Genomic DNA, 21,287 nt, shown 5'->3' with positions numbered 1-21,287 from the left:
GTCAGAAGGGTGTCCAGGTTCGTCTTCACAAACCAACCAACGGGCACCCTTCGTCATGGTCGCGGCCAGGTCAGCGATCGGACTCATTCATCTAGCGGCGTCCGCCGACACGGCCGAGACCGCCGACACGGTCGGGGCCGTCGGGGCGGCCTCGGCCGTCGTACGGCTGTGGCTGTGGCTGTGGCTACGGCCGTCGGCGCCCGCCGCCCCGGCCGGTGGCACCCTGGACGGCGAGCACCACCAGGCCGACCGCGAGCCAGACCAGCCCGACGAGCTGCGCGGTGGCCGACGCCTCGTACACCACCGCCGCGATCACCGCGATCCCCAGCACCGGCACGACCACGTGCGGCAGCCACCGCCGCGAGCCGTGCCGCACCGCGTACCAGCCGATCACCGAGGCGTGCAGCAGCGCGAAGGCGGTCAGCGCGCCCACGTTCACCACCGAGGTGAGCTGGTCCAGCCCGTCGTCCCGGTCGGCCGCCCAGACCGCCGCCGCCATCGTGATCACCGAGGCCGTCAGCAGCGCCCGGCGCGGCACCGCGCTGGCCGGGTCGACCGAACCGAGCACCCGCGGCAGCCGGCCGTCCCGGGCCATCGCGAAGACCAGCCGCCCGGCCGCGGCCTGCCCGGCCAGGGCCGCGAAGGCCGCGCCGATCGCCTTGGCGGCCGCGACCAGCACGTGCAGCCAGTGCCCGACGCCGCTCTCCACGGTGTCGTAGAAGGCCGAACCCTGCGCCGCCGGGTCGGCGGCCAGCTGCTGCGGTCCGGTCGGCTCCAGCAGCGCCGCCAGGTAGGTCTGGACGACGAACAGCACCCCGGCCAGCGCCAGGCACCAGAGCACCGCCCGGGCCACCGCCGCCGAGGCGCCGACCGCCTCCTCCACGAAGGTGGCGATCGCGTCGAAGCCCAGGTAGGACAGCACCGCGACGGACACCGCCGAGATCACCGCGGTCAGCGAGAAGTCCCCGACGGCGGTGAACGGGGTGTCCCAGCCGCGCCGGGCGCCGTCCTGGGCCAGGGCCACCACGGCGGCGGCCACGAACACCACCAGCACCGCGATCTCCATCGCGAGCACCGCGAAGCCGACCGCCGCCGCCGTCCGCACCCCGGCCAGGTTGAGCGCGGTGGTCAGTACCACCGCGAGCGCCGTCCAGACCCAGCGCGAGACGTCCGGCACCAGGGAGTTCAGCGCGATCCCGGAGAACAGGTAGGCCACCGCGGGGATCAGCAGGTAGTCGAGCATCGCCATCCATCCGGCGACGAAACCCGGGCCCTCGCCCAGCCCGGCCCGCGCGTAGGCGAACACCGAGCCGGTCTGCGGCACGGCGCGCACCATCTGGGCGTACGAGGAGGCGGTGAAGCCCATCGCCACCGTCGCGGCCAGGTACACGGTGGCGACGGCGCCGTGGCTCTTGGCGTCCAGCACGCCGAACACGCCGACCGGGGCCATCGGGGCGATGAACAGCAGCCCGTAGACCATCAGATCGCGGACGCCCAGACTGCGGCGCAGGCCGCTCGGCGCCGCCTGCTCGCTCACAGAGCTCATAGACACCATATTTTGAGCGTTGTTGACCGGGTCTGCACGGAAAGTGCCCGCCGTTGGCGTGGCTCCCCGGCGGGGGCCGGGACGGCGGGCGCGGGTCGCGGCCGCCCGTACGATGGAGCCATGTCCAAGACCGCGCAGCGCCGTGTCCTGCTCGCCGCCCCCCGGGGCTACTGCGCGGGAGTCGACCGCGCCGTGATCGCCGTGGAGAAGGCCCTGGAGCAGTACGGGGCGCCCATCTACGTCCGCAAGCAGATCGTCCACAACAAGTACGTGGTGCAGACCCTGGAGAAGAAGGGCGCGATCTTCGTCGACGAGACGGAGGAGGTGCCGGAGGGCTCGATCGTCGTCTTCTCCGCGCACGGCGTCGCCCCGTCCGTCCACGACGAGGCGCGGGCCGGGAAGCTCGCCACCGTCGACGCGACCTGCCCGCTGGTCACCAAGGTGCACAAGGAGGCCGTCCGCTTCGCCGACGAGGGCTTCGACATCCTGCTGGTGGGCCACGAGGGCCACGAGGAGGTCATCGGCACCATGGGCGAGGCCCCGGACCGGATCCACCTGGTGGACGGCGCCGAGGACGTCGCCAACGTGCAGGTCCGGGACGAGTCCAAGGTCGTCTGGCTGTCCCAGACCACCCTGTCCGTGGACGAGACCATGGCCACCGTCGGCGAGCTGAAGAACCGCTTCCCGCAGCTGGTCAGCCCGCCCAGCGACGACATCTGCTACGCCACCCAGAACCGCCAGGTCGCGGTCAAGCAGATGGCCCCGGAGACCGACCTGCTGATCGTGGTCGGCTCCAAGAACTCCTCCAACTCCGTCCGTCTGGTCGAGGTCGGCCTGGAGTACGGCGCCAAGGCCGCCCACCTGGTGGACTTCGCCGAGGAGATCCGCGAGGAGTGGCTGGAGGGCGTCACCACGGTCGGCCTGACCAGCGGCGCCTCGGTGCCGGAGATCCTGGTCGACGGCGTGCTGGAGTTCCTGGCCGCGCGCGGTTACGACACGGTCGAGACGGTCAAGACCGCCGAGGAGCACCTGACCTTCTCGCTGCCCAAGGAACTGCGCCGCGACCTGCGCGCCGAGGCGGCGGGCAAGCTCTGACCCCACCCGCAAGGGCCGGCACCCCGTCGCGGGGCGCCGGCCCTTCCGCTGTGCGCGTCCCGTTGCGTGCGCCCCGCTGTGCGCGTCCCGCTGTGCGGCTCCCGTGGCGCGGTTCCCGTGGTGCGGTTTCCTGCTGTGCGCGCCCGGGCGCTCTCTCGTAGCTTTGTGCACAGGCTGTGGACAATCCACCGGCCGCGGACCGGCCGGGTCCACGGCCGACGGCGGAGGGCGGACGTGATGACGGCGGTATTCGGCGTGGACATCGGCGGCTCGGGGATCAAGGGCGCGCCCGTCGACCTCGCCCGGGGCGTGCTCGCCGAGGAACGCCACAAGGTGCTCACCCCGCAGCCGTCCGCCCCCGAGGCCGTGGTCGCCGCCGTCTGCGAGGTGGTCCGCCACTTCGGCCACCAGGGCCCGGTCGGGCTGACCTTCCCCGGCGTGGTCGTCGACGGCCGCACCCGGACGGCGGCCAACGTGGACAAGGGCTGGATCGGCCTGGACGCGGCCGGCCTCTTCCGTCAGGCGCTGGGGATGCCCGCGACCGTCCTGAACGACGCGGACGCGGCCGGACTGGCCGAGCTCACGCACGGCGCGGGACGGGCCGAGCCCGGCGTCGTCCTGGTGCTCACCTTCGGCACCGGCATCGGCAGCGCCCTGTTCGTGGACGGCACGCTGGTGCCCAACACCGAGCTGGGCCACCTGGAGCTGCGCGGCAAGGACGCCGAGCGCCGGGCCTCCTCGGCCGCCAAGGACCGGCACGGGCTGAACTGGGAGCAGTGGGCCGGGCGGGTCGACGAGTACCTGGACCTGGTGGAGGGACTGTTCTCGCCGGGGCTGATCGTGATCGGCGGCGGGGTGAGCCGCAAGCACGAGAAGTTCCTGCCGCTGCTGAAGGACCGTGAGGCACGGGTGGTGCCGGCGGAGCTGCGCAACGACGCGGGGATCGTCGGCGCCGCCATGGCGGCGGCCCGGGCGGAGGGCTGACGGGCCGGCCCCCCTGCCCTTCCCCTTTCCAGGACTCCCGGTCTCTTCACCGGTTTCCAGGACCCGGGCCCCTGCGCCGGCGGTCCCTGGGGAAGGGGTCTCAGCGGGCGCGCTGGATCCGGCGCTGGGCGACGAACCGGGCGAGCACGATCAGTGCGGCCAGCCCGGTGCCGGAGAACAGCCAGCCCGCCCGCAGCGCCAGCCCGGTCGCCAGCGAGACCACCTGGGCGGTGACACCGGGGGAGCTCACCGGTTCGAGCAGCAGCAGGGCGAGCGCGAAGGCGATCGGCCCGCTGATCGGTGCGGCCAGCAGGTCGGCATAGCGCACCCGGACGGCCAGCTGGAAGCAGACCAGCAGGTAGCCGAGGCCGAACAGCCAGCCCAGGTCGTCGAACAGCAGCCGGTCCACGCCCGCCACCGCGAGCGTCGCCAGCACGGCGACCACCCCGGTGCCGACGGCCGTCAGCCGGGCCGGCCGGCCGGTGCGCCGCCGCCCGTACAGCTGGTCGTCGCCGTGGCCGCGCCCGCGCAGCGGCAGGCGCAGGCGCAGCCGGGGGCCGGCCGGGCGGGCGGCGGCGGACGGGCCGGCCGCCGGGCGCAGCCGGGAGGCGGGGGCGGGCCCGGAGGGGGCTCCGGCGGTCTCGGGAGCCCGGCCTGGACCGGGGACGGCGGCTGCCGCCGCGCGGGTCGGCGGACGGCGTCTGGGCCCTGGCGGCTGGGTACGGATGCTCTGCTCCACCCGCCCAACGTACGGTCCGATCATCGCCACACTGTGTAATGGACCGTTCAGGTCTTGCCCCGTGTCTCCGGACGGAGTAGTGATGTGATCGTCGTTCAGGTCGGCTGACCTGCACGGCCGAGCCGACGCCCGGTGATCACCGGGTCCGTTCACGGGTCTCTTCACGGGGGAAAACATGACCGATTTCACGTTCGAACAGCTCGACCACGTCCAGATCGACATCCCGGCCGGCGCCGAGGACGAGTGCCGCGCGTTCTGGTCCGGCGTGCTCGGCATGACCGAGCTGCCGAAGCCGCCGGTGCTCGCCGCTCGCGGCGGCTGCTGGTTCCGCGGCGGCGGCGTCGAGGTGCACCTGGGCGTGACCCCGGACTTCCGCCCGTCCCGCAAGGGGCACCCGGGCATCGTGGTCGACTCGCTGGACGCGCTCGCCGACCACCTCACCGCCCACGGCCACCCGGTGGCCTGGGACGACAACCTGCCCGGCCGCCGGCGCTTCAACGCCCACGACAAGCTGGGCAACCGGCTGGAGTTCCTGGAGCCCCGGGCGGCGGCGACCGAGGAGTGAGGCAGTGCGGGGGCTGCCCGTAGACTTGGGGGTCGGCCCGTACGGTGCCGACCCAACTCCTCCAAGCCCACGGGACTGCGCTTCATGTCGCTCACGATCGGAATCGTCGGCCTGCCGAACGTCGGCAAGTCGACCCTGTTCAACGCCCTGACCAAGAACGACGTGCTGGCGGCCAACTACCCGTTCGCCACCATCGAGCCGAACGTCGGCGTGGTGGGCGTCCCGGACGAGCGGCTGACCAAGCTCGCCGAGATCTTCGGCTCCCAGCGCATCCTCCCGGCCACCGTCGACTTCGTCGACATCGCCGGCATCGTGCGCGGCGCCAGCGAGGGCGAGGGCCTGGGCAACAAGTTCCTCGCCAACATCCGCGAGTCCGACGCGATCTGCCAGGTCGTGCGCGCCTTCACCGACCCGGACGTGGTGCACGTGGACGGCAAGGTGTCGCCCAAGGACGACATCGAGACCATCCACACCGAGCTGATCCTGGCCGACCTCCAGACCGTCGAGAAGGTCCTGCCGCGGCTCCAGAAGGAGGCGCGCCTCAAGAAGGACACCGCCCCCGTGCTGGCCGCCGCCGAGGCCGCGCAGGCGATCCTGGAGACCGGCAAGACCCTCTTCGAGGCCGGCTTCGACACCACCCCGATCCGTGAGCTCCACCTGCTGACCGCCAAGCCCTTCCTCTACGTCTTCAACGTGGACGAGGACGAGCTGGCGGACGAGGACTTCAAGCAGGCCCAGCGCGAGCTGGTCGCCCCGGCCGAGGCGATCTTCCTGAACGCCAAGATCGAGTCCGAGCTGATCGAGTTGGACGACGCCGAGGCCCTGGAGCTCCTCCAGTCCATGGGCCAGGAGGAGCCCGGTCTCGCCACCCTCGCCCGGGTCGGCTTCGACACCCTCGGCCTCCAGACCTACCTGACGGCCGGCCCGAAGGAAGCCCGCGCCTGGACCATCAAGAAGGGCGCCACCGCCCCCGAGGCCGCCGGAGTCATCCACACCGACTTCCAGAAGGGCTTCATCAAGGCCGAGGTCATCGCCTTCACCGACCTGGTCGAGACCGGCTCCACCGCCGAAGCCCGCGCCAAGGGCAAGGCCCGCATCGAGGGCAAGGAGTACGTCATGCAGGACGGCGACGTGGTGGAGTTCCGCTTCAACGTCTGATCGATCGATTGCCTTGGGCCGGATTGATCTGCCAACGGCGCAGGTCGAACGGGGCTCGCCTCACGTGAGGCGAGCCCCGTCGTCCTTTTCGTGCTTTCCGACCCCTGGATCTCACCCAGTGGTGCGTTATGTGGTACCAGTCGTGGAGGGAGTTCAGTCGATGTCGATCACTGCCAGCGAGGCGCGCAAGGCTCTCTTCCCGTTGATCAAGAAGGTCAACGACGATCACGAGGCCATCGAGATCGTCTCCAAGCACGGTTGCGCTCGCCGGCGAACGCCCGTCGGCTGCTGAAGGCGTACGAGAACGCGCTCGGCGGCACGGGGCTCTCCGAGCGGGAACTCATCCTGGCTGAAGAGCGACCGCAAGATGCTCGCCCGGATCAACAGGCTCATCGAGGACGTCCTGCGCGACCCGTTCGCCGGGATCGGCAAGCCCGAGCCGCTGAAGTACCACCTGCCCGGGGCCTGGTCGCGGCGGATCGATGACGAGCACCGCCTCGTCCACCTGGTCACGGATCGGGAGATCATCATCCTGGCGGCCCGCTACCACTACTGATCCTCGGTCGTGACGTGCTGCCACCGTGCTGGATCGGGGCTTGCCTCTCCGGAGGCAAGCCCCGATTCCCTTTTCCGCCCTTCCGCCCTTCCGCGTTGACGCGGTGTCGGGACCTGGCGGGCAGCCCGCTGCCACGACTGATGCCGAGGGGCCGGACTCCGCTCGGGGTCGGCCCCCTCGGCGTCCCGGCGGTCAGGCGATGGTGACGGTGAGCAGGCCGTCGGGGGCGGCGGTGACGGTGACGGCGGTGAGGGTGGCGGCGTGGGCGTCCGGGTGGTGGGGGAGGGCGCGCGGGCCGATGCCGATGACGCGGGTGCCGGCGGCCCTGGCGGCGGCGATGCCGGCGCCGGAGTCCTCGAAGGCGAGGCAGTCGGCGGGGGCGAAGCCGAGGGCGGCGGCGCCCTTGAGGAAGCCCTCGGGGTCGGGCTTGCCGGCACCGACGGACTCGGCGGTGATCAGGACGGGCGGCAGCGGCAGGCCGGCGGCGGCCATCCGGACCCGGGCGAGCGGCTGGTCGGCGGAGGTGATCAGGGCGTGCGGGAGGTCGGCCAGCGAGGCGAGGAAGGCGGCGGCGCCGGGCACCGGGACGACGCCCTCGATGTCGGCGCGCTCCTCGTCGAGCATGCGCGCGTTCTCGGCCAGGTTGAGCTCGACCGGGCGGTCCGGCAGGAAGTGGGCCATGGTCGCGTGGCCCTGGCGGCCGTGCGCGAAGGCGAGCACCTCGGCGGGGTCCAGGCCGTGCCGCTCGGCCCAGCGGGTGAAGCAGCGTTCGACCACGGCGTCGGAGTTGACCAGGGTGCCGTCCATGTCCAGGAGCACGGCTCGGGCGGTCAGCCGGACGGGGGTGGCGGGCATGGGGAGGCTCCTCGGGGAACGGGGCGGTGATCTTTTGTTCCTTGATGATACAAAAGATCACTCGTGTCCGAGCAGGTGGGCGTTGACCGCGCGGGCCTCCTCGGCCAGCTCCGGCAGCTCCACCACCTCGATGCCGGCCGCCGTCAGCAGTGCGGTGCCCTGGCAGTCGGCGACGAACAGGTCCGGCTCGCGCCAGGCGACCACCACCCGCGGCACGCCCGCCGCGACGAGCAGCCGGGCGCACGGCACCGGCCGGGAGGCGCGCTGCCCGCAGGGCTCCAGCGAGCTGTAGACCGTCGCCCCGCGCAGCCGCGGGTCGCCCGCCGGAAGCTTGGCCAGCGCCGCCTCCTCGGCGTGGTCGTGCGGGTCCGCCTCCCGGCTGTAGCCCTCCGCCAGCACCGCGCCGTCGGCGCCGACGATCACCGCGCCGACCGAGAAGGCCGTCCCGGACGGCGGGCAGCGGCGGGAGAGCTCGACGGCCCGGCGCAGGTGAGCGAGGTCGGTGGACACGGACGGGGTCACGGTGCGGGCTCCTTCGGGGCGTACCTGAGCAGGACGACGTCGCCCACGGTACGTGCCTCCAGCAGCCGCATCCGCCGGGCCGGACCGCCGGGGAACGCGGCCGGGCGGACGAACCGGGGCGCCTCGGCCTGGCCGACCAGCAGCGGGGCGACGGCCAGCTGGAGCTCGTCCGCGAGCCCCTGGGACAGGAACTGGGTGTGCACGCCCCCGCCGCCCTCGACCATCAGCCGGCGCACCCCGCGGGCGCCCAGGTCGTCCAGCACCGCGCCGAGGTCCACCGCGTCGCCCAGCGCGACCACCTCGGCCAGCCCGTCCAGCCGGGGGCGCAGCACCGCGGCCCCGGCGTCCGTGGTGTAGGCGAGGCGGTCGCCGCCGGTGTGCCAGAACCGCAGCCCGGCGTCGAGCGCGCCGCTCGCGCTGAGCGTCACCTTCAGCGGGTGTTCGGGCCGGCCGGCGGCCAGACGGGCGGCCCGGCGTCCGGGGTCGTTGACCAGCAGTCGGGGGTTGTCGGCGCGCAGGGTGTTGCCGCCGACGAGGATCGCGTCGGCGGCGGCGCGCTCCTCGTCGACCCGGTCGAAGTCGGCGGCGTTGGAGAGCAGCAGTCGGTCGGGGGAGGCGTCGTCGAGGTGGCCGTCGAGCGAGACGGCGGCGCTCAGCAGGACGTGGGGGCGCGGGCCGGGCATGGGCGGGGACCGTTCTGTCGGGGGCGCCTCCACGGTACGGCGGCCGAATGCCGTCCGGACCCGCGAATGCCGTCCGGACCTGCCATGACCGACATTCGAGACGGTTCTTCTCGACATGCGGAACGACGAGTAGCGTCGGGGGCGCCGCGGAGCACCGCGGCCGACCGCAGCCAGTCGACCGCCCAGGGGGACCTCATGACCGGACCGCAGCCCGCCGCCGTCTACACCCACGGCCACCAGGAGGCCGTGCTGCGCTCGCACCGCTCCCGCACGGCCGCCGACTCGGCCGGCTACCTGCTGTCCGAACTGCGGCCCGGGCAGGCCCTGCTGGACGTCGGCTGCGGCCCCGGCACGATCACCGCGGACCTGGCCGGACTGGTCGGCCCGCGGGGGCGGGTGGTCGCGGTGGACACCTCCGCCGAGGTGCTGGAACAGGCGGCCGGACACATCGCCGGGCGGGGTCTGGCCAACGTCGCGTTCGACTGCGCCGACGTGCACCGACTGCCGTACCGGGACGGCGAGTTCGACGTGGTGCACGCCCACCAGGTGCTCCAGCACGTGGCCGACCCGGTGGCCGCGCTGCGCGAGCTGCGGCGGGTGACGGCGCCGGGCGGCGTGGTCGCGGTCCGCGACGTCGACTACGCCTCGATGACCTGGTTCCCGGAGGTGCCCGCGCTGGACCGGTGGCTGGAGCTGTACCGGCGGACCGCCCGTGCCAACGGCGGTGAGCCGGATGCCGGCCGGCGGCTGCTGTCCTGGGCCCGCGCGGCCGGCTTCACCGAGGTCACCGCGAGCGCCGGCACCTGGACGTACGCGACGCCCGAGCAGCGTGCCTGGTGGGGCGGGATGTGGGCGGACCGGGTGACGGGCACCGCACTGGGCCGGACGGCGGTCGAACGGGGCTTCGCGGACCAGGACGAGCTGGGCCGGATCGCGGACGGCTGGCGGGAGTGGAGCGCCGCCGGGGACGGCTGGTTCTCGATGCTGCACGGCGAGATCCTGGCCCGCGGCTGAGCCGGTGGAGGAAGGGCCCGGAGGGCGGGCCGGTAAGGGCGGGCGGGTGTTCGGAAAGATCGGGTAAAGTCGCGCGACCGTTCAGATCGGGCCCGTTCGGGTCCGAGCCATGGTGCCGAGTGCCGAGCCGATGCCGTTCCGGTGGTTGGGGGAGTCCACGTGTCCAAGCCTGAGTCCGAGCCGCTCGTTCCGGGGCCGGAGTCGCCCGCGGCCACGGGGGCCGACGCGGACGCGGACGCGGGCACCGCTTCGGGGACCGACGCGGACACCGGCGCCGACACCGGCACCGACACGGGGACGGGGACGGCCGCGGACCCGGCGGAAGCGCCGACGGCCGGTCAGGACCCCCGGGTGGACTTCCGCAAGGACACCGCGCGGCCCGCGCGCCCGGTCGAGCACGAGCGGCCCGCCGCGGCCGACGAGTCGGAGCGGGCCGGGCGGCCGGAGCAGGCCGAACCGGAGCCCGCCCCGCCCGCCCCCGCCGACCCCTGGGCCGCACCCGACTTCTCCGCCGGCCCGCCCGCCGTCCATCCCGCCGCCCCCGCCCCCGTCCATCCCGCCGCCCCGGCCCCGCAGGCCGTCCCGCCGTCGGCCGCCCCGCCCCAGCCGCCGTACCCGCTGCCCGCCGGAGGCTGGGCCTCCGTCACCCCGCCCGCCAGGTCCGGCTTCCCGCCCGGCCATCCGTACGCCCAGGCCCCCGACCCGGGGCAGGGGCCGGCCGCCCCCGTGCCCGGGTACTTCCCGGGCCCCGCGCCCGCGCCCGCCCCCACCAACGGCTTCGCCGTCGGCTCCCTGGTCACCGGCCTGCTCCTGGTGGCCCCGGTGGCCCTGGTGTTCGGCATCCTCGCGCTGGTGCAGATCAACCGCCGCAAGGAGCGCGGCTCCGGCATGGCGGTGACCGGCCTGGTGCTCGGCACGATCGGCACGGTGCTGCTGGCCATCGGGCTCGGCGCGGCGGACTTCAGCTCGGCGCGGGCCGGCCGTTTCGGCCAGGCCCCGAAGGCGCCGGCCGGCTCGGTGCACTGGTCCGACCTCAAGGCCGGGGACTGCTACGACTCCCCCGACGGCGGTTCGACGGCGGACGGGAACGGCGACGAGACGGTGTACTGGGTGCACCGGGTGGCCTGCGCCGGGCCGCACCACGGCGAGGTGGCGGGCACCGCCCTGATCCCGAGCGGCAACGGCCTCTACCCGGGCGAGAGCGCGGCCCGGGAGGCGGCCGGACGGCTGTGCCGCGGGGTGCTGGGCGGCTACGCGCTCGACCAGTGGGCCGTTCCGGACGGCATGGACGACGTCTACCTCTACCCGACCGCGAAGAACTGGGCGTCCGGCGCACGGTACGTCACCTGTGCCTACGAGGACCGCGAGGACCGGCACCGGGGAACGGTCCGCACCGACCGGAGCCGTCTGACCGCGCCCCAGCTGGCCTACCTGGAGGCCGCCCGGAGCTTCAACGACGACTACCTGGAGCAGCCGGACGGGGACGTCTCCGAGGCCGAGGTCGACTACCGGGCCTGGGCCCGGAGGGTGGCCTCCGCCTCCCGGACCGAGGCGGCGGTGCTGGGCAGGACGGGGGTGGCCTGGCCGGCCGACGTCCAGCCGAAGATCGCCAAGCTGGCCGAGGCCAAGGCGCAGGCCGCCGCCGCCTGGGACGCCGCGGCCTCCGGCACCGACCTGGCGGGCGACCTCCGCAAGGCCAGGGCGATGGAGGCCAGGACGACGCCGACGATCCTGGAGATCCGCCGCGGGCTGGGCCTGTCCACCGGCGAGCAGGCGCCCGACCTGCGGGTCTGAGCGGTCCGGGCCTCCGGTTACCGGCCGTTGACCGCGACCGTACCTGCCGGTAACGCGCCGCCCGTACCGTCGTGGTCGCGTCCCCGGCCCGACCCCCACGCGAGCCGGGGACCCGACCTCCCCGGCCCGGAGCGGGAGACCGCGGGTAGCCTCCCGCCATGGGCACCTACCGGGTGATGCGGCAGGACGACAACGGCAACCGCTTCCTGGTCGCCAGGGACCTCGACCGGGTCGAGGCCCGGCGGCTGGCCGCCGAGTTCGAGGCCCGCGGCCACAAGCAGATGTACTGGGTCGAGGCGGACGGGCCGGACCGGCCGGAACCGGCGGACGGGACGGTCCGCAACGCCTGACCCCGTAGGGTCGGCCCCATGGACGCCACGACGGGCACGCCCCGCACCGACACCCCGGACACCCGCGCCACCCCCCGGATCGTGGTCGGCGGCGCGCTGGTCCGCGACGGCCGGGTGCTCGCCGCCCGGCGCAGCGCGCCCGAGGCGGTGGCCGGCCGGTGGGAGTTCCCCGGCGGGAAGGCCGAGCCCGGGGAGACGGAGGCGCAGGCGTTGGAGCGGGAGCTGCTGGAGGAGCTCGGCGTACGGGCGCGCGCGCTGACCCGGCTGCCGGGCGCGTGGGCCGTGCGCCCCGGCCTGGAGCTGCGCTTCTGGGCCGCCGAATTGCTGGCGGGCGAGCCGCGGGCGCTGGAGGACCACGACGCGCTGCGCTGGCTGGGCCCGGACGAGCTGGACACCGTGGACTGGATCGATCACGACCGTGACGTGCTGCCACACGTCGCCCGGCTGCTCACGGAGGGTGGGACGGAGGGCGGGACGGCGGCCGCGGACGGCATCCCGACGGCGGGCGACGCGCAGTCCGCCGAGTAGGTCAATCGGATAAGACGACCCAGGGGCCGGGATAGCCTGGAGGCTGCTGGGTATGTCACTTTTCGGCACTATTCGTCACCATCGGTGAGCCGTCCCCAGCCGGCGACGCCGATCCCGACCAGAGCCGGAGGCCCCGTCGGTGTCGACTACCGGGAACGGCGGCGGGGGAGAGCGGCGGGCAACCTCCACCGGGAGCGCCGCCGCCCGCGCCCGACTGCGCCGCGCCGCCCGTCCGGCCGCCCCCCAGCCGCCGGTCGGCCGTCGCCGCGGCGGCACCGCCGAGGCCCCCGACGCCGCGCACCCCGACCAGTCGGCGTCCGCCCCGGCGGCGCCCGGTCCCGGCGCCCGGTCCGGCCTGCGCGGCCGCCCCGGCCGGCCGTTCCCCGGCGGACCGGCCGACACCCCGGGCGGCCGCGGCCGCCCCGGTGGCCCGGGCGCGCCCGCCGAGGGCAGCCTGCTGGACATGCTCAAGGTCGCCATCGCGATCCTGGACACCGCGGGCCGGGTGGTGCTCTGGAGCCCGGCCGCCGAGGAACTGCTCGGCTGGCCGAACGAGCTGCTGGTCGGCCGCCGGATCGACGAGCTGATCCCCGACCGGGAGCAGATCGCCCGGATCCGGCGCGCGATCCAGGACACCCTGCGGCACGGCCGCTGGGCCGGCCACGCCGAGCTGCGCGACCGGGACGGCGCCCCGGTCGCCGTGGACGCCCGGATCTCCCTCCTGGTGGACGGCGACGGCACCCCGTTCCTCCAGGTCAGCATGGCCGAGGCGGCCGCCGTCCAGGCCGTCGAGCGGGACCTCGCGGTGCGCGACGCGCTGTTCGAGCAGTCCCCGCTGGGCATCGCCATCATGGACAGCGACCTGCGCTACACCGCCGTCAACCGGACCCTCGCCGAGATGAACGGCGTCGCCCCGGACGACCACGTCGGCCGCACCACCGGCGAGACCCTGCCGGAGCGGGCCGCCGACGAGATCACCGCCATCCAGCGCCAGGTGCTGGCCACCGGCGAGCCGGTCATCGACGTCACCCTGGCCTCCCCGGTCACCACCCGGGCCGGCTACCGGTCGATCTCCTACAGCCGGATGACCGACCGCTCCGGCCGGGTGCTCGGCATCTCGGGCACCGTGATGGACGTGACCGAGCGCTACCGGGCGGTCGCCAAGGTCGAGCACGCCCGGCGCCGGCTCTCGCTGCTCAACGAGTTCGGCTCCCGGGTCGGCGACCTGCTGGACGCCTCCCGGATCGCCCAGGAACTGGCCGGGTCCGTCGTCCCCCGGCTGAGCGACCACTCGGCGGTGATCCTGCTCCAGGCCGTCGCGCACGGCGACGACCTGCCCCGGCACGGCCACGACCGGCGCACCTCGCTGCTCCAGCTCGGCACCGCCTCCGTCCAGGACGGCCCCGAGGTGGACGTGATGCTGCGCCGCGGCGCCCGGATCACCTTCGCCGAGGACTCCGTCTGCGGCCGGGTGCTGCGCACCGGCGTGCCCGAGCTGCTGTCCGGCGCCGACCAGCTGGACGAGGTGACCTACCCCGGCGACCCCAAGACGCAGGCCGCCCGGGACCTCGGCGTGCACTCGATGCTGGTCGTTCCGCTGCGCGCCCGCGGCATCGTGATCGGCCTGCTGCTGGTCAGCCGGGCCGGCTACCGCGAGGGCTTCGACCGGGACGACCTGGCCTTCACCGTCGAGCTGGCCGACCGGGCCGGCAGCTCGCTGGACAACGCCCGCCTCTACGCCCGCGAACGCACCGCCGCGCTCACCCTCCAGCGGACCCTGCTCCCGCAGCAGGTCCCGCAGCCCGCCGGTGTCGAGGTCGCCTACCGGTACGTGCCCGGCAGCAGCGGCACCGAGGTCGGCGGCGACTGGTTCGACGTCATCCCGCTGCCCGGCGACCGCACCGCGCTGGTGGTCGGCGACGTGATGGGCCACGGCCTGCGGGCCGCCGCCACCATGGGACGGCTGCGCACCGCCGTCCGGGTGCTGGCCGCCCTCGACCTGCCGCCGGACGTCCTGCTGCGGCACGTCCACGAGCTGGCCGACGACCTCGCCCAGGGGCCGGACGAGGCGCTGCTGGCCACCTGCGTCTACGCCGTCTTCGACCCGACGACGGCCCGGCTCACCGTCGCCAAGGCCGGGCACATCCCGCCGGTGCTGGTGGTGCCGGGCGAGGACGGTGCGGAGCCGACCCGTGACGGCGGCCCGCTGCGCGGCGGCGCCGGCCGCATCCTCGACCTGCCCTCCGGCACCCCGCTCGGAGTGGGCGGAGTTCCGTTCGAATCGGTCGAACTGAAGATCCCCGAGGGCAGCCTGCTGGCGCTGTGCACCGACGGCCTGGTCGAGTCCCGGGACAAGGACCTGGACGTCGGCCTCGGCCGGCTGATCACCGTGCTCCAGGAGCCGCACGCCTCCATCCAGGCCGCCTGCGAGGCGGTGCTGGACACCATGGAGCAGGGCCGGGAGCCGGACGACGTCGCGCTGCTGCTGGCCCGGCTCGGCCACGGCCGGGCCGGCACCCCGACGGTGGGCTGGACCCTGCCGGCCGAGCCCACCGCCGTCTCCCGGGCGCGCCGGCTGGTCCGCGCCACGCTCGCCGAGTGGGGCGTCGAGGAGCTCACCGACATCGCGGAGCTGCTGGTCAGCGAGCTGGTCACGAACGCGATCCGGTACGCCAGCGCCCCCATCGGGGTACGGCTGACACTCGGGGAGACGCTGCTGGTCGAGGTCTCGGACCCGCTGCCCGACCCGCCCCGGGAGCGGCACGCCGCCGAGGCCGACGAGGGCGGGCGCGGCCTGGAGCTGGTCCACCGGCTGGCGCTGCGCTGGGGCGCCCGGGCCGAGGGGATCGGCAAGGTGGTCTGGTTCGAGCAGGCGCTGCCGGGTAATGAGCCGGACGGATCGTGAGCGGAGCGAACAGCGGGGGAGCGGTGCCGCATATGCCATCGGGCGCTCAGGGGGAGCGCGCGCTCCGGAAGGGGGCGCGAGCGTGGCATTGTGGTTGCGCGGGCGGTAGGACAAAAACCTTCGCCCGATCTGATGTTGTGATGTTGAGGGCGTGTGAACGTACCCCTCGATGATGAATACTCGGTCTTCTCGACATCCGGACGGTCGCGGGTTGGAGGGGTCGGTCCGTTGAACAGCACTCCGGCGCGGAGCGTGTCGCCGAGGAGCAGCGGTCATGCCGCTGTACCCGGGCAGGCCGGCTCCTCGCACCTGCCCGTACCGGACGGCGCGGTCCCCGGCCGCGGCCACCGTCCCGCCGTCGGGGACCGGCCCTGGGGCGCCGGCGATCCCGGCTCGATCTACGACTACATCCGGGTCGCCACCTTCGCGATCGGCCCCGACGGGCGGATCAGCCAGTGGAGCGAGCGCGCCGCCGAGTTCTTCGGGGTCCCGGCCGCCGAGGCCGTCGGCACCGACCCGATCGCCACCTTCGTCCCCCGCGAACTCTGGCAGCGCGGCCGGGCCCGGCTGGAACGCACCCTGGCGGGCGAGGAATGGGTCGGCACCACCCCGTACCGGGACGCCGACGGCGGCGAGGGCCTCGCCGAGCTCTACCTGATGCCCGACAGCTCGCTGCCCACCGCGGGCGCCACCTGCCTGGCCGTCGACCTCGGCCGGCTGCGCCGGATCGAGACCGACCTGGCCGCCTCCGAGGCCGTCTTCGGGCAGACGCCCACCGGCTTCGTGCTGTTCGACGACCGGCTGCGGCTGCAGCGGGTCAACGACGCCTTCGCCTCCGGGATGGGCCTGGTCCCCACCGACCTGGAGGGCCTCACCCCGCACGACCTCTTCCCGCCGTCCGAGGCCGACCGGCTCACCGCCGCCCTGCGCAAGGTCCTGGCCACCGGCGAGCCCGTCTTCGACCTGCGCTTCCACGGCGCCGTCCCGACCCGCGAGGGCAACCGGCTCTGGGCCGTCTCGCTGTACCGCCTGAACGGATCCGCCGGGCAGACCATGGGCGTCGCCGGGCAGGTCTCCGACGTCACCAGCCGGCACGTCGCCGAGCGCGAGGCCGACGGCGTGCGCCGCAACCTGGCCCTGCTCAACGAGGCCAGCGCGCACATCGGCTCCACGCTCGACCTGGAGACCACCGCCAAGGAACTGCTGGACGTCGTCGTCCCGCCGTTCTGCGACCTCGCCACCGTCGACCTCTACACCGCGCTGCTCTCCGGCGAGACCGTGCCCAGCGCCGGCCGGCTCGGCGACACCGTGCTCACCGACGGCAGCGGCGAACTGCGCCGGGTCGCCGTCTCCAGCGTGGTCGGCGGCGCCTCCTCGGTGCTCGGCTCGGTGACCGGCCTGCCGATCGCCGAGGCCGGCGGCACCCTCTGTTACCCGCGCCGCTCCCCGCACGCCCGGGCGCTGCGCACCGGCCGCAGCGTCGTCCCCGAGCCCGGGCGCGACCCGCTGCTGCGCTCCACCCTGATCGTCCCGCTGGTCGCCCGCGACCAGGTGCTCGGTCTCGTCCAGCTCTCCCGGGCGATCGGCAGCGAGCCCTTCGACGCCCGCGACGTCGCGATCGCCGAGGAGCTCGTCGCCCGCGCAGCCGTCTGCATCGACAACGCCCGGCTCTACCGGCGCGAGCACGAGCGGGCGCTGATCCTCCAGCGCAGCCTGCTGCCCCCGGGCAACCCGGCCGCCAGCGGCCTGGAGATCGCCTGCCGCTACCTGCCCAGCAACAACAACACCGAGGTCGGCGGCGACTGGTTCGACGTCATCCCGCTGCCCGGCAACCGCACCGCCCTGGTCATCGGCGACGTGATGGGCCGCGGTCTGCGCGCCGCCGTCGCGATGGGCCAGCTGCGCACCGCCGTCCGCACCCTGGCGATGCTCGACCTGGAGCCGGGCGAGGTGCTCACCGCCCTGGACGAGATCGCCCGCGGCCTCGGCGACGACTCCGTGCCGGCCGGGCCGCCCACCCCGTACGGGCGGCTCACCTCGACCGCCGACGAGGAGGCCCGCGAGGTCTACCTGGCGACCTGCGTCTACGCGGTCTACGACGCCGTCACCCGGCGCTGCTGGATCGCCAACGCCGGCCACCTGCCGCCCGTCCTGCTCAGCCCCGGCGAGGGTGCCCGGATGCTCGACGTGCCGCCCGGCCTGCCGCTCGGCGTCGGCGGCGAGCCCTTCGAGGAGGTCGAGCTGACCCTCCCGGACGGCGCCGTGCTCGCCCTCTACACCGACGGCCTGGTGGAGAGCCGCAAGCACCAGCTGGACGAGGGCCTGCGGGCCTTCCGGGTCGCGCTCTCCGACGAGGGCAAGGGGCTGGAGGACCTCTGCGACCACGTCCTCGGCGAGCTCAACCCGCACCACGGCGAGGACGACATCGCCCTGCTGATGGCCAAGGTGCACGCCTTCCCCGACGACGCCATCGGCAACTGGGTCCTGCCGCCCGAGCCCACCTCGGTGGCCAAGGCCCGGGAGCTGGCGTGCAGCTGGCTGCTCTCGCGGGGGCTGGAGGAGCTGGTCGACACCACCGAGCTGCTGGTCAGCGAGCTGGTCACCAACGCGCTCAGGCACGGGCGGGGCGAGATCCGGCTGCGGCTGCTGCGCGAGCGCAGCCTGGTCTGCGAGGTCTGGGACGACGGCTACGCACAGCCCCGGCAGCGGCGCGCGCAGGAGACCGACGAGGGCGGGCGCGGCCTGCAGCTGGTCAGCCTGCTGGCCGAGCGCTGGGGCAGTCGGCGCACCCCCAAGGGCAAGATCGTCTGGTTCGAGCTGGCCCTGTAGCCGCTCGCGGCGGTGGGCCGGACGGGTGCAGTCGCCCGGCGGCCCGCCGTGTCGGAGCGGGCCGAGCGCCCGCAGCGGCGTTCGATGGCGGCCATGCGCGTCCGCCAGCTCACCGCCGCAGCCGCCGCGCTGCTGCTCGCCGCCGGCCTCGGCGGCTGCTCCGACGACCCGGGCCCCGCCCGCACCCCCGCCCCCGTGCCCGTTCCGGCCGCGCCCAGCGCCACCACCGGGGACGTCGGGCCCGCCGACCGCGCCGCCGTCCGGGACGGCGGCACGCTGCGCTGGGCGCTGGACGGCGTCCCGGCCACGCTGAACGTCTACCAGGGCGCGGCGAGCGCCGACTCGGCGCTGCTCGCCCACGCGCTGTACCCCTCGCTGTTCCGGCCCGACGAGCACGGCAGACTCCTCCCCGACCCCGACTACCTCGCGGGCGTCGAGTCGTCGCCGCCCGGGCAGCAGCCGCAGGTGGTGACCTACCGGCTCAACCCGCGCGCCGTCTGGAGCGACGGCACCCCGGTCTCGGCCGCCGACCTCGACGCCCAGCGGATCGCGCTGTCCCGCCCGGACCAGGCCCACCGGAGCGGGAGGGCGGCCGGGTACGACGCCATCGAGTCGGTCGCCCAGGGCGCCGACCCGCACGAGGTCCGGGTGACCTTCCGGCGGCCGTACGCCGAGTGGCGCGCGCTGTTCGGCCCGCTCTACCCGGCCGCCGAGACGGCCGACCCGGCCGCGTTCGGCCGGCCGCTGACCGACGGCGGCCGCCCGAGCGCCGGGCCGTACGCCCTCTCCCGGTACGACGCCGAGGGTGGGACGGTCACCCTGGTGCGCAGCCCGCTCTGGTGGGGCGACCGGCCGAAGGCCGACCGGATCGACTTCCTCGCCGCGCCGCCCGAGCGGCGGCTGGACGCGCTGGACCAGGACCGGCTGGACATCGCCCCGCTCACCGCGGCGGTGGACCGGGCGGTGCCGGCCGCTCCCTCCGGGCCCTCGGCGTCGGCCTCCGCTTCCGCTTCCGCCCCTGCGTCGGCGTCGGCGTCCCCGTCCCCGTCTCCCTCCGCCTCCGCATCAGCATCCGCGTCGGCTTCCGCTTCCGGGTCCGCTTCCGCCGCGCCGCCGCCCGCGGCCGCGCCCGAGGCGGCGGCACTGGCCCTGCGGCGGGCCGAGTCGCTGCCCGGCGTCACCGTGCACCGGGCCGCCGCGGCCTCGCTCACCCAGCTCACCCTCAACGCCGCGCGCGGCCCGCTGACCGACCCGCTGGTGCGCCGGGCCCTCGTCCGGGCCGTCGACCGGCGGCGGATCGCCGACGCCGCGCTCACCCCGCTGGGCCTGCCCGCCGCTGCGCTGGGCAGCCACCTGTTCGCGGGCGACCAGGAGGGCTACCGGGACAACAGCGCCGCGGCCGGACCGGCGGATCCGGGCCGGCTGTTGGACGAGGCGGGCTGGATGCGGCCCTCAGGCGGGGGAACCCGGACCAAGGGCGGCCAGCCGCTCGCCCTCTCGCTGCTCGTCCCGGCCGGTTCGGCGACCGCCGAGCGCACCGCCGAGGCGCTCGGCGCGGGCTTCGCGCAGTCCGGGATCGCGGTGCGGCGGGTGCCCGCGCCCGCCGGGTCCTTCGTCGGGGAGCACCTGGCGGCCGGGGACTACGACCTCGCGCTCCTGTCCTGGCCGGCCGGCCCCAGCCCGGCGGTCGAACAGCGTTCCGCCTACGCCAAGCCCCGGCCGGACCCGGACGGCGTGCCCGAGCCGGGCGGCAACTTCGGCCGCGTCGGCACCGAGGAGATCGACCGGCTGTTCGACCGCGCGGCCACCGAACCGGACCGGGCGGCCCGCCTGGGCCTGCTCCAGGAGGCGGACGCACGGCTCTGGCAGCTCGGCCACTCGGTGCCGCTCTACCAGCGGCCGGAGCTGGTCGGCGTCCGTACCGGAGTGCTCGGCGCCGGCGCGTACGGCTTCGGCTGGCCCCGCTTCCAGGACGTCGGCTGGAGCCGCTAGCCCACCCGGGCGGCCGTCGCGGGCCCGCGTTCCGGCATGCGTTCCACATCGGCGATCCGGGCCAGCTCGGGGCACTCCCGACGCGCCCGGGCGAGCGCCTCGCGGGCCTCCTCCGGTCGCCCGTCGGCCATGAGGGCGGCAGCGAGCGAGCAGCAGGCCAGGGACCGGTGGAAGCGGGAGCCGACCGCGTTCGACAGCCGGCGGGCGGCTCGGACGGCGGTCCGCGGGTCGTTCCGGAACCGGGCGAGGTCCGCCGCCGGGAGGAAGTCCCGGGCGAGCGTCCGGTCGTGGACGCCCAGCCGGACGAGATACGGCTCCAGCAGCGCTGCGGCCCGCGCGGGGGAGTGCTCCCCGGCGTCGACGCGGCCCACGAAGGCCATGGCGGCGAGGAAGGCCACACTCGAGTCGGCCGCGGTGTGGCCCCGCTCGAAGGCCTCGTCGGCAAGCCGCTCGGCCTCCGTGTAGCGGCCCTCGGCCAGGGCGATCCCGGTCGCGGTGAGGACCATGGGCGTGCCCTCGTCCAGCTTGCGGCGCGCCTCGGAGATCCGGCCCCGGACCAGGTACCGCTCGGCCTCGACAGCGCTCGGCGACTCGGCGTCGACCGACACGGATCCCGGCCGGAAGGGCATGACGAACACGGCCCAGAGCGAGTTGACCGGGCTCGTCGCGGTGGTCACCGCGGTCATGCCGAGGGTGAACAGCAGACCGAGGCCGATGCCCCGGGGCAGCCCCGTGGCGGAGGTCGCCAGCCAGGCCCCGAGGCCCGCGTGCAGTCCGAACCGCGCGACCGAGGCGAGCCACAGCCGCAGCCGGGGCGCGCGGACGGGCAGCAGCCCCCAGGGGAACAGGAACCCGCTCGTCGGCACGAGACCCAGCTCGACCGGCACCGTGGCGATCGTGCCGCTCCACAGCCTCCGGCCCCTGCCGTACGAAGCGGAGTACAGCCGCGCGCCGCAGAACCGGTGGGTGAGCAGGAACCAGAGGTCGGACAGCGGTTCCTGGCCCACCAGGAAGCCGATCACGCAGCCGAGGGCGGTCAGGGCCGGCAGGTCGTGGAGCATCGCGAGGTACAGGGCCGTGGCGCCGGCTGCGCGCAGCAGCCAGGGCAGGGAGGCCCAGAGGTGTCGAATCACGAACGGAAGCGTGTCGGAGGGCGGCCGTGGGGTGAAGGG

General features: G+C 74.9%; 16 protein-coding genes and 2 pseudogenes. 13 read left to right on the top strand and 5 right to left on the bottom strand.

Features of this window, described 5'->3' with window-relative positions; genetic code table 11:
• Positions 1-184 precede the first annotated feature (184 nt).
• Positions 185-1,546: an APC family permease gene (locus tag ABZ449_RS35585; RefSeq protein ID WP_360354379.1), complete on the bottom strand. Its 1,362-nt coding sequence runs from the start codon at positions 1,544-1,546 to the stop codon at positions 185-187.
• 120 nt (positions 1,547-1,666) lie between these two features.
• Here ABZ449_RS35585 and ABZ449_RS35580 point away from each other — a divergent pair, with 120 nt between their 5' ends.
• Together ABZ449_RS35580 and ppgK are read left to right on the top strand one after the other, a co-directional pair.
• A complete protein-coding gene (locus ABZ449_RS35580) occupies positions 1,667-2,641 on the top strand; it encodes a 4-hydroxy-3-methylbut-2-enyl diphosphate reductase (protein WP_360354377.1) in 975 nt (324 codons plus the stop codon).
• A gap of 237 nt (positions 2,642-2,878) precedes the next feature.
• Positions 2,879-3,625 carry a polyphosphate--glucose phosphotransferase gene (gene ppgK / locus ABZ449_RS35575; protein WP_360354375.1) on the top strand — a complete coding sequence of 249 codons (747 nt, stop codon included), beginning with the start codon at positions 2,879-2,881 and terminating at the stop codon, positions 3,623-3,625.
• Between the two features lie 100 nt (positions 3,626-3,725).
• Here ppgK and ABZ449_RS35570 read toward each other — a convergent pair whose 3' ends face one another.
• Positions 3,726-4,364: a DUF6542 domain-containing protein gene (locus ABZ449_RS35570; protein WP_360354373.1), complete on the bottom strand. Its 639-nt coding sequence runs from the start codon at positions 4,362-4,364 to the stop codon at positions 3,726-3,728.
• A 175-nt stretch (positions 4,365-4,539) separates the two neighbouring features.
• On the opposite strand from ABZ449_RS35570, the gene ABZ449_RS35565 reads away from it, so the two are divergent.
• The 4 genes and pseudogenes from ABZ449_RS35565 to ABZ449_RS35550 all read left to right on the top strand — a co-directional run bounded on the left by ABZ449_RS35565 (position 4,540) and on the right by ABZ449_RS35550 (position 6,643).
• Positions 4,540-4,929: a glyoxalase gene (locus ABZ449_RS35565; RefSeq protein ID WP_360354371.1), complete on the top strand. Its 390-nt coding sequence runs from the start codon at positions 4,540-4,542 to the stop codon at positions 4,927-4,929.
• Positions 4,930-5,013: 84 nt separating this feature from the next.
• The gene (gene ychF, locus ABZ449_RS35560; RefSeq protein WP_360354369.1) at positions 5,014-6,087 is read left to right on the top strand and encodes a redox-regulated ATPase YchF; all 1,074 of its coding nucleotides are present in this window, start codon (positions 5,014-5,016) and stop codon (positions 6,085-6,087) included.
• A 160-nt stretch (positions 6,088-6,247) separates the two neighbouring features.
• A pseudogene (locus ABZ449_RS35555) lies at positions 6,248-6,432 on the top strand (type II toxin-antitoxin system prevent-host-death family antitoxin); the annotation flags it as partial.
• 4 nt (positions 6,433-6,436) lie between these two features.
• Entirely contained in the window at positions 6,437-6,643 is a 207-nt protein-coding gene (locus ABZ449_RS35550; protein ID WP_360354384.1) for a Txe/YoeB family addiction module toxin, read from the top strand.
• Between the two features lie 192 nt (positions 6,644-6,835).
• Here the strand turns inward: ABZ449_RS35550 and ABZ449_RS35545 are convergent, their stop codons facing one another.
• Together ABZ449_RS35545 and ABZ449_RS35540 are read right to left on the bottom strand one after the other, a co-directional pair.
• Positions 6,836-7,498: an HAD-IA family hydrolase gene (locus ABZ449_RS35545; RefSeq protein WP_360354367.1), complete on the bottom strand. Its 663-nt coding sequence runs from the start codon at positions 7,496-7,498 to the stop codon at positions 6,836-6,838.
• 57 nt (positions 7,499-7,555) lie between these two features.
• Positions 7,556-8,703, bottom strand: a pseudogene (locus ABZ449_RS35540) (dihydrofolate reductase family protein).
• 195 nt (positions 8,704-8,898) lie between these two features.
• Between ABZ449_RS35540 and ABZ449_RS35535 the strand changes: the two are divergent.
• The 7 genes from ABZ449_RS35535 to ABZ449_RS35505 all read left to right on the top strand — a co-directional run bounded on the left by ABZ449_RS35535 (position 8,899) and on the right by ABZ449_RS35505 (position 20,115).
• Entirely contained in the window at positions 8,899-9,717 is an 819-nt protein-coding gene (locus tag ABZ449_RS35535; RefSeq protein ID WP_360354365.1) for a methyltransferase domain-containing protein, read from the top strand.
• Positions 9,718-9,876: 159 nt separating this feature from the next.
• A complete protein-coding gene (locus ABZ449_RS35530) occupies positions 9,877-11,511 on the top strand; it encodes a DUF4190 domain-containing protein (protein ID WP_360354363.1) in 1,635 nt (544 codons plus the stop codon).
• Positions 11,512-11,669: 158 nt separating this feature from the next.
• Positions 11,670-11,861 carry an SPOR domain-containing protein gene (locus ABZ449_RS35525; RefSeq protein ID WP_360354361.1) on the top strand — a complete coding sequence of 64 codons (192 nt, stop codon included), beginning with the start codon at positions 11,670-11,672 and terminating at the stop codon, positions 11,859-11,861.
• Between the two features lie 18 nt (positions 11,862-11,879).
• Complete coding sequence (locus ABZ449_RS35520) at positions 11,880-12,389, top strand: NUDIX domain-containing protein (protein WP_360354359.1); 510 nt, start codon at positions 11,880-11,882, stop codon at positions 12,387-12,389.
• Between the two features lie 139 nt (positions 12,390-12,528).
• The gene (locus ABZ449_RS35515) at positions 12,529-15,294 is read left to right on the top strand and encodes a SpoIIE family protein phosphatase (RefSeq protein ID WP_360354357.1); all 2,766 of its coding nucleotides are present in this window, start codon (positions 12,529-12,531) and stop codon (positions 15,292-15,294) included.
• A 396-nt stretch (positions 15,295-15,690) separates the two neighbouring features.
• Complete coding sequence (locus tag ABZ449_RS35510; protein WP_360354382.1) at positions 15,691-18,123, top strand: SpoIIE family protein phosphatase; 2,433 nt, start codon at positions 15,691-15,693, stop codon at positions 18,121-18,123.
• A 93-nt stretch (positions 18,124-18,216) separates the two neighbouring features.
• Positions 18,217-20,115, top strand: a complete 1,899-nt coding sequence (locus ABZ449_RS35505; RefSeq protein WP_360354355.1) for an ABC transporter family substrate-binding protein — start codon at positions 18,217-18,219, stop codon at positions 20,113-20,115.
• On the opposite strand, the gene ABZ449_RS35500 is transcribed toward ABZ449_RS35505, so the two are convergent.
• The gene (locus ABZ449_RS35500; protein WP_360354353.1) at positions 20,112-21,248 is read right to left on the bottom strand and encodes a hypothetical protein; all 1,137 of its coding nucleotides are present in this window, start codon (positions 21,246-21,248) and stop codon (positions 20,112-20,114) included. The two genes, ABZ449_RS35505 and ABZ449_RS35500, sit on opposite strands and share 4 nt — an antisense overlap.
• Positions 21,249-21,287: the final 39 nt, after the last annotated feature.

The sequence above is a fragment of the Kitasatospora sp. NPDC005856 genome (genome assembly GCF_040629945.1).
GTDB lineage: Bacteria > Actinomycetota > Actinomycetes > Streptomycetales > Streptomycetaceae > Kitasatospora.
The sequence above is the reverse complement of the archived record's forward strand: the minus strand, read 5'-3'. Positions and strand labels throughout refer to the sequence as shown.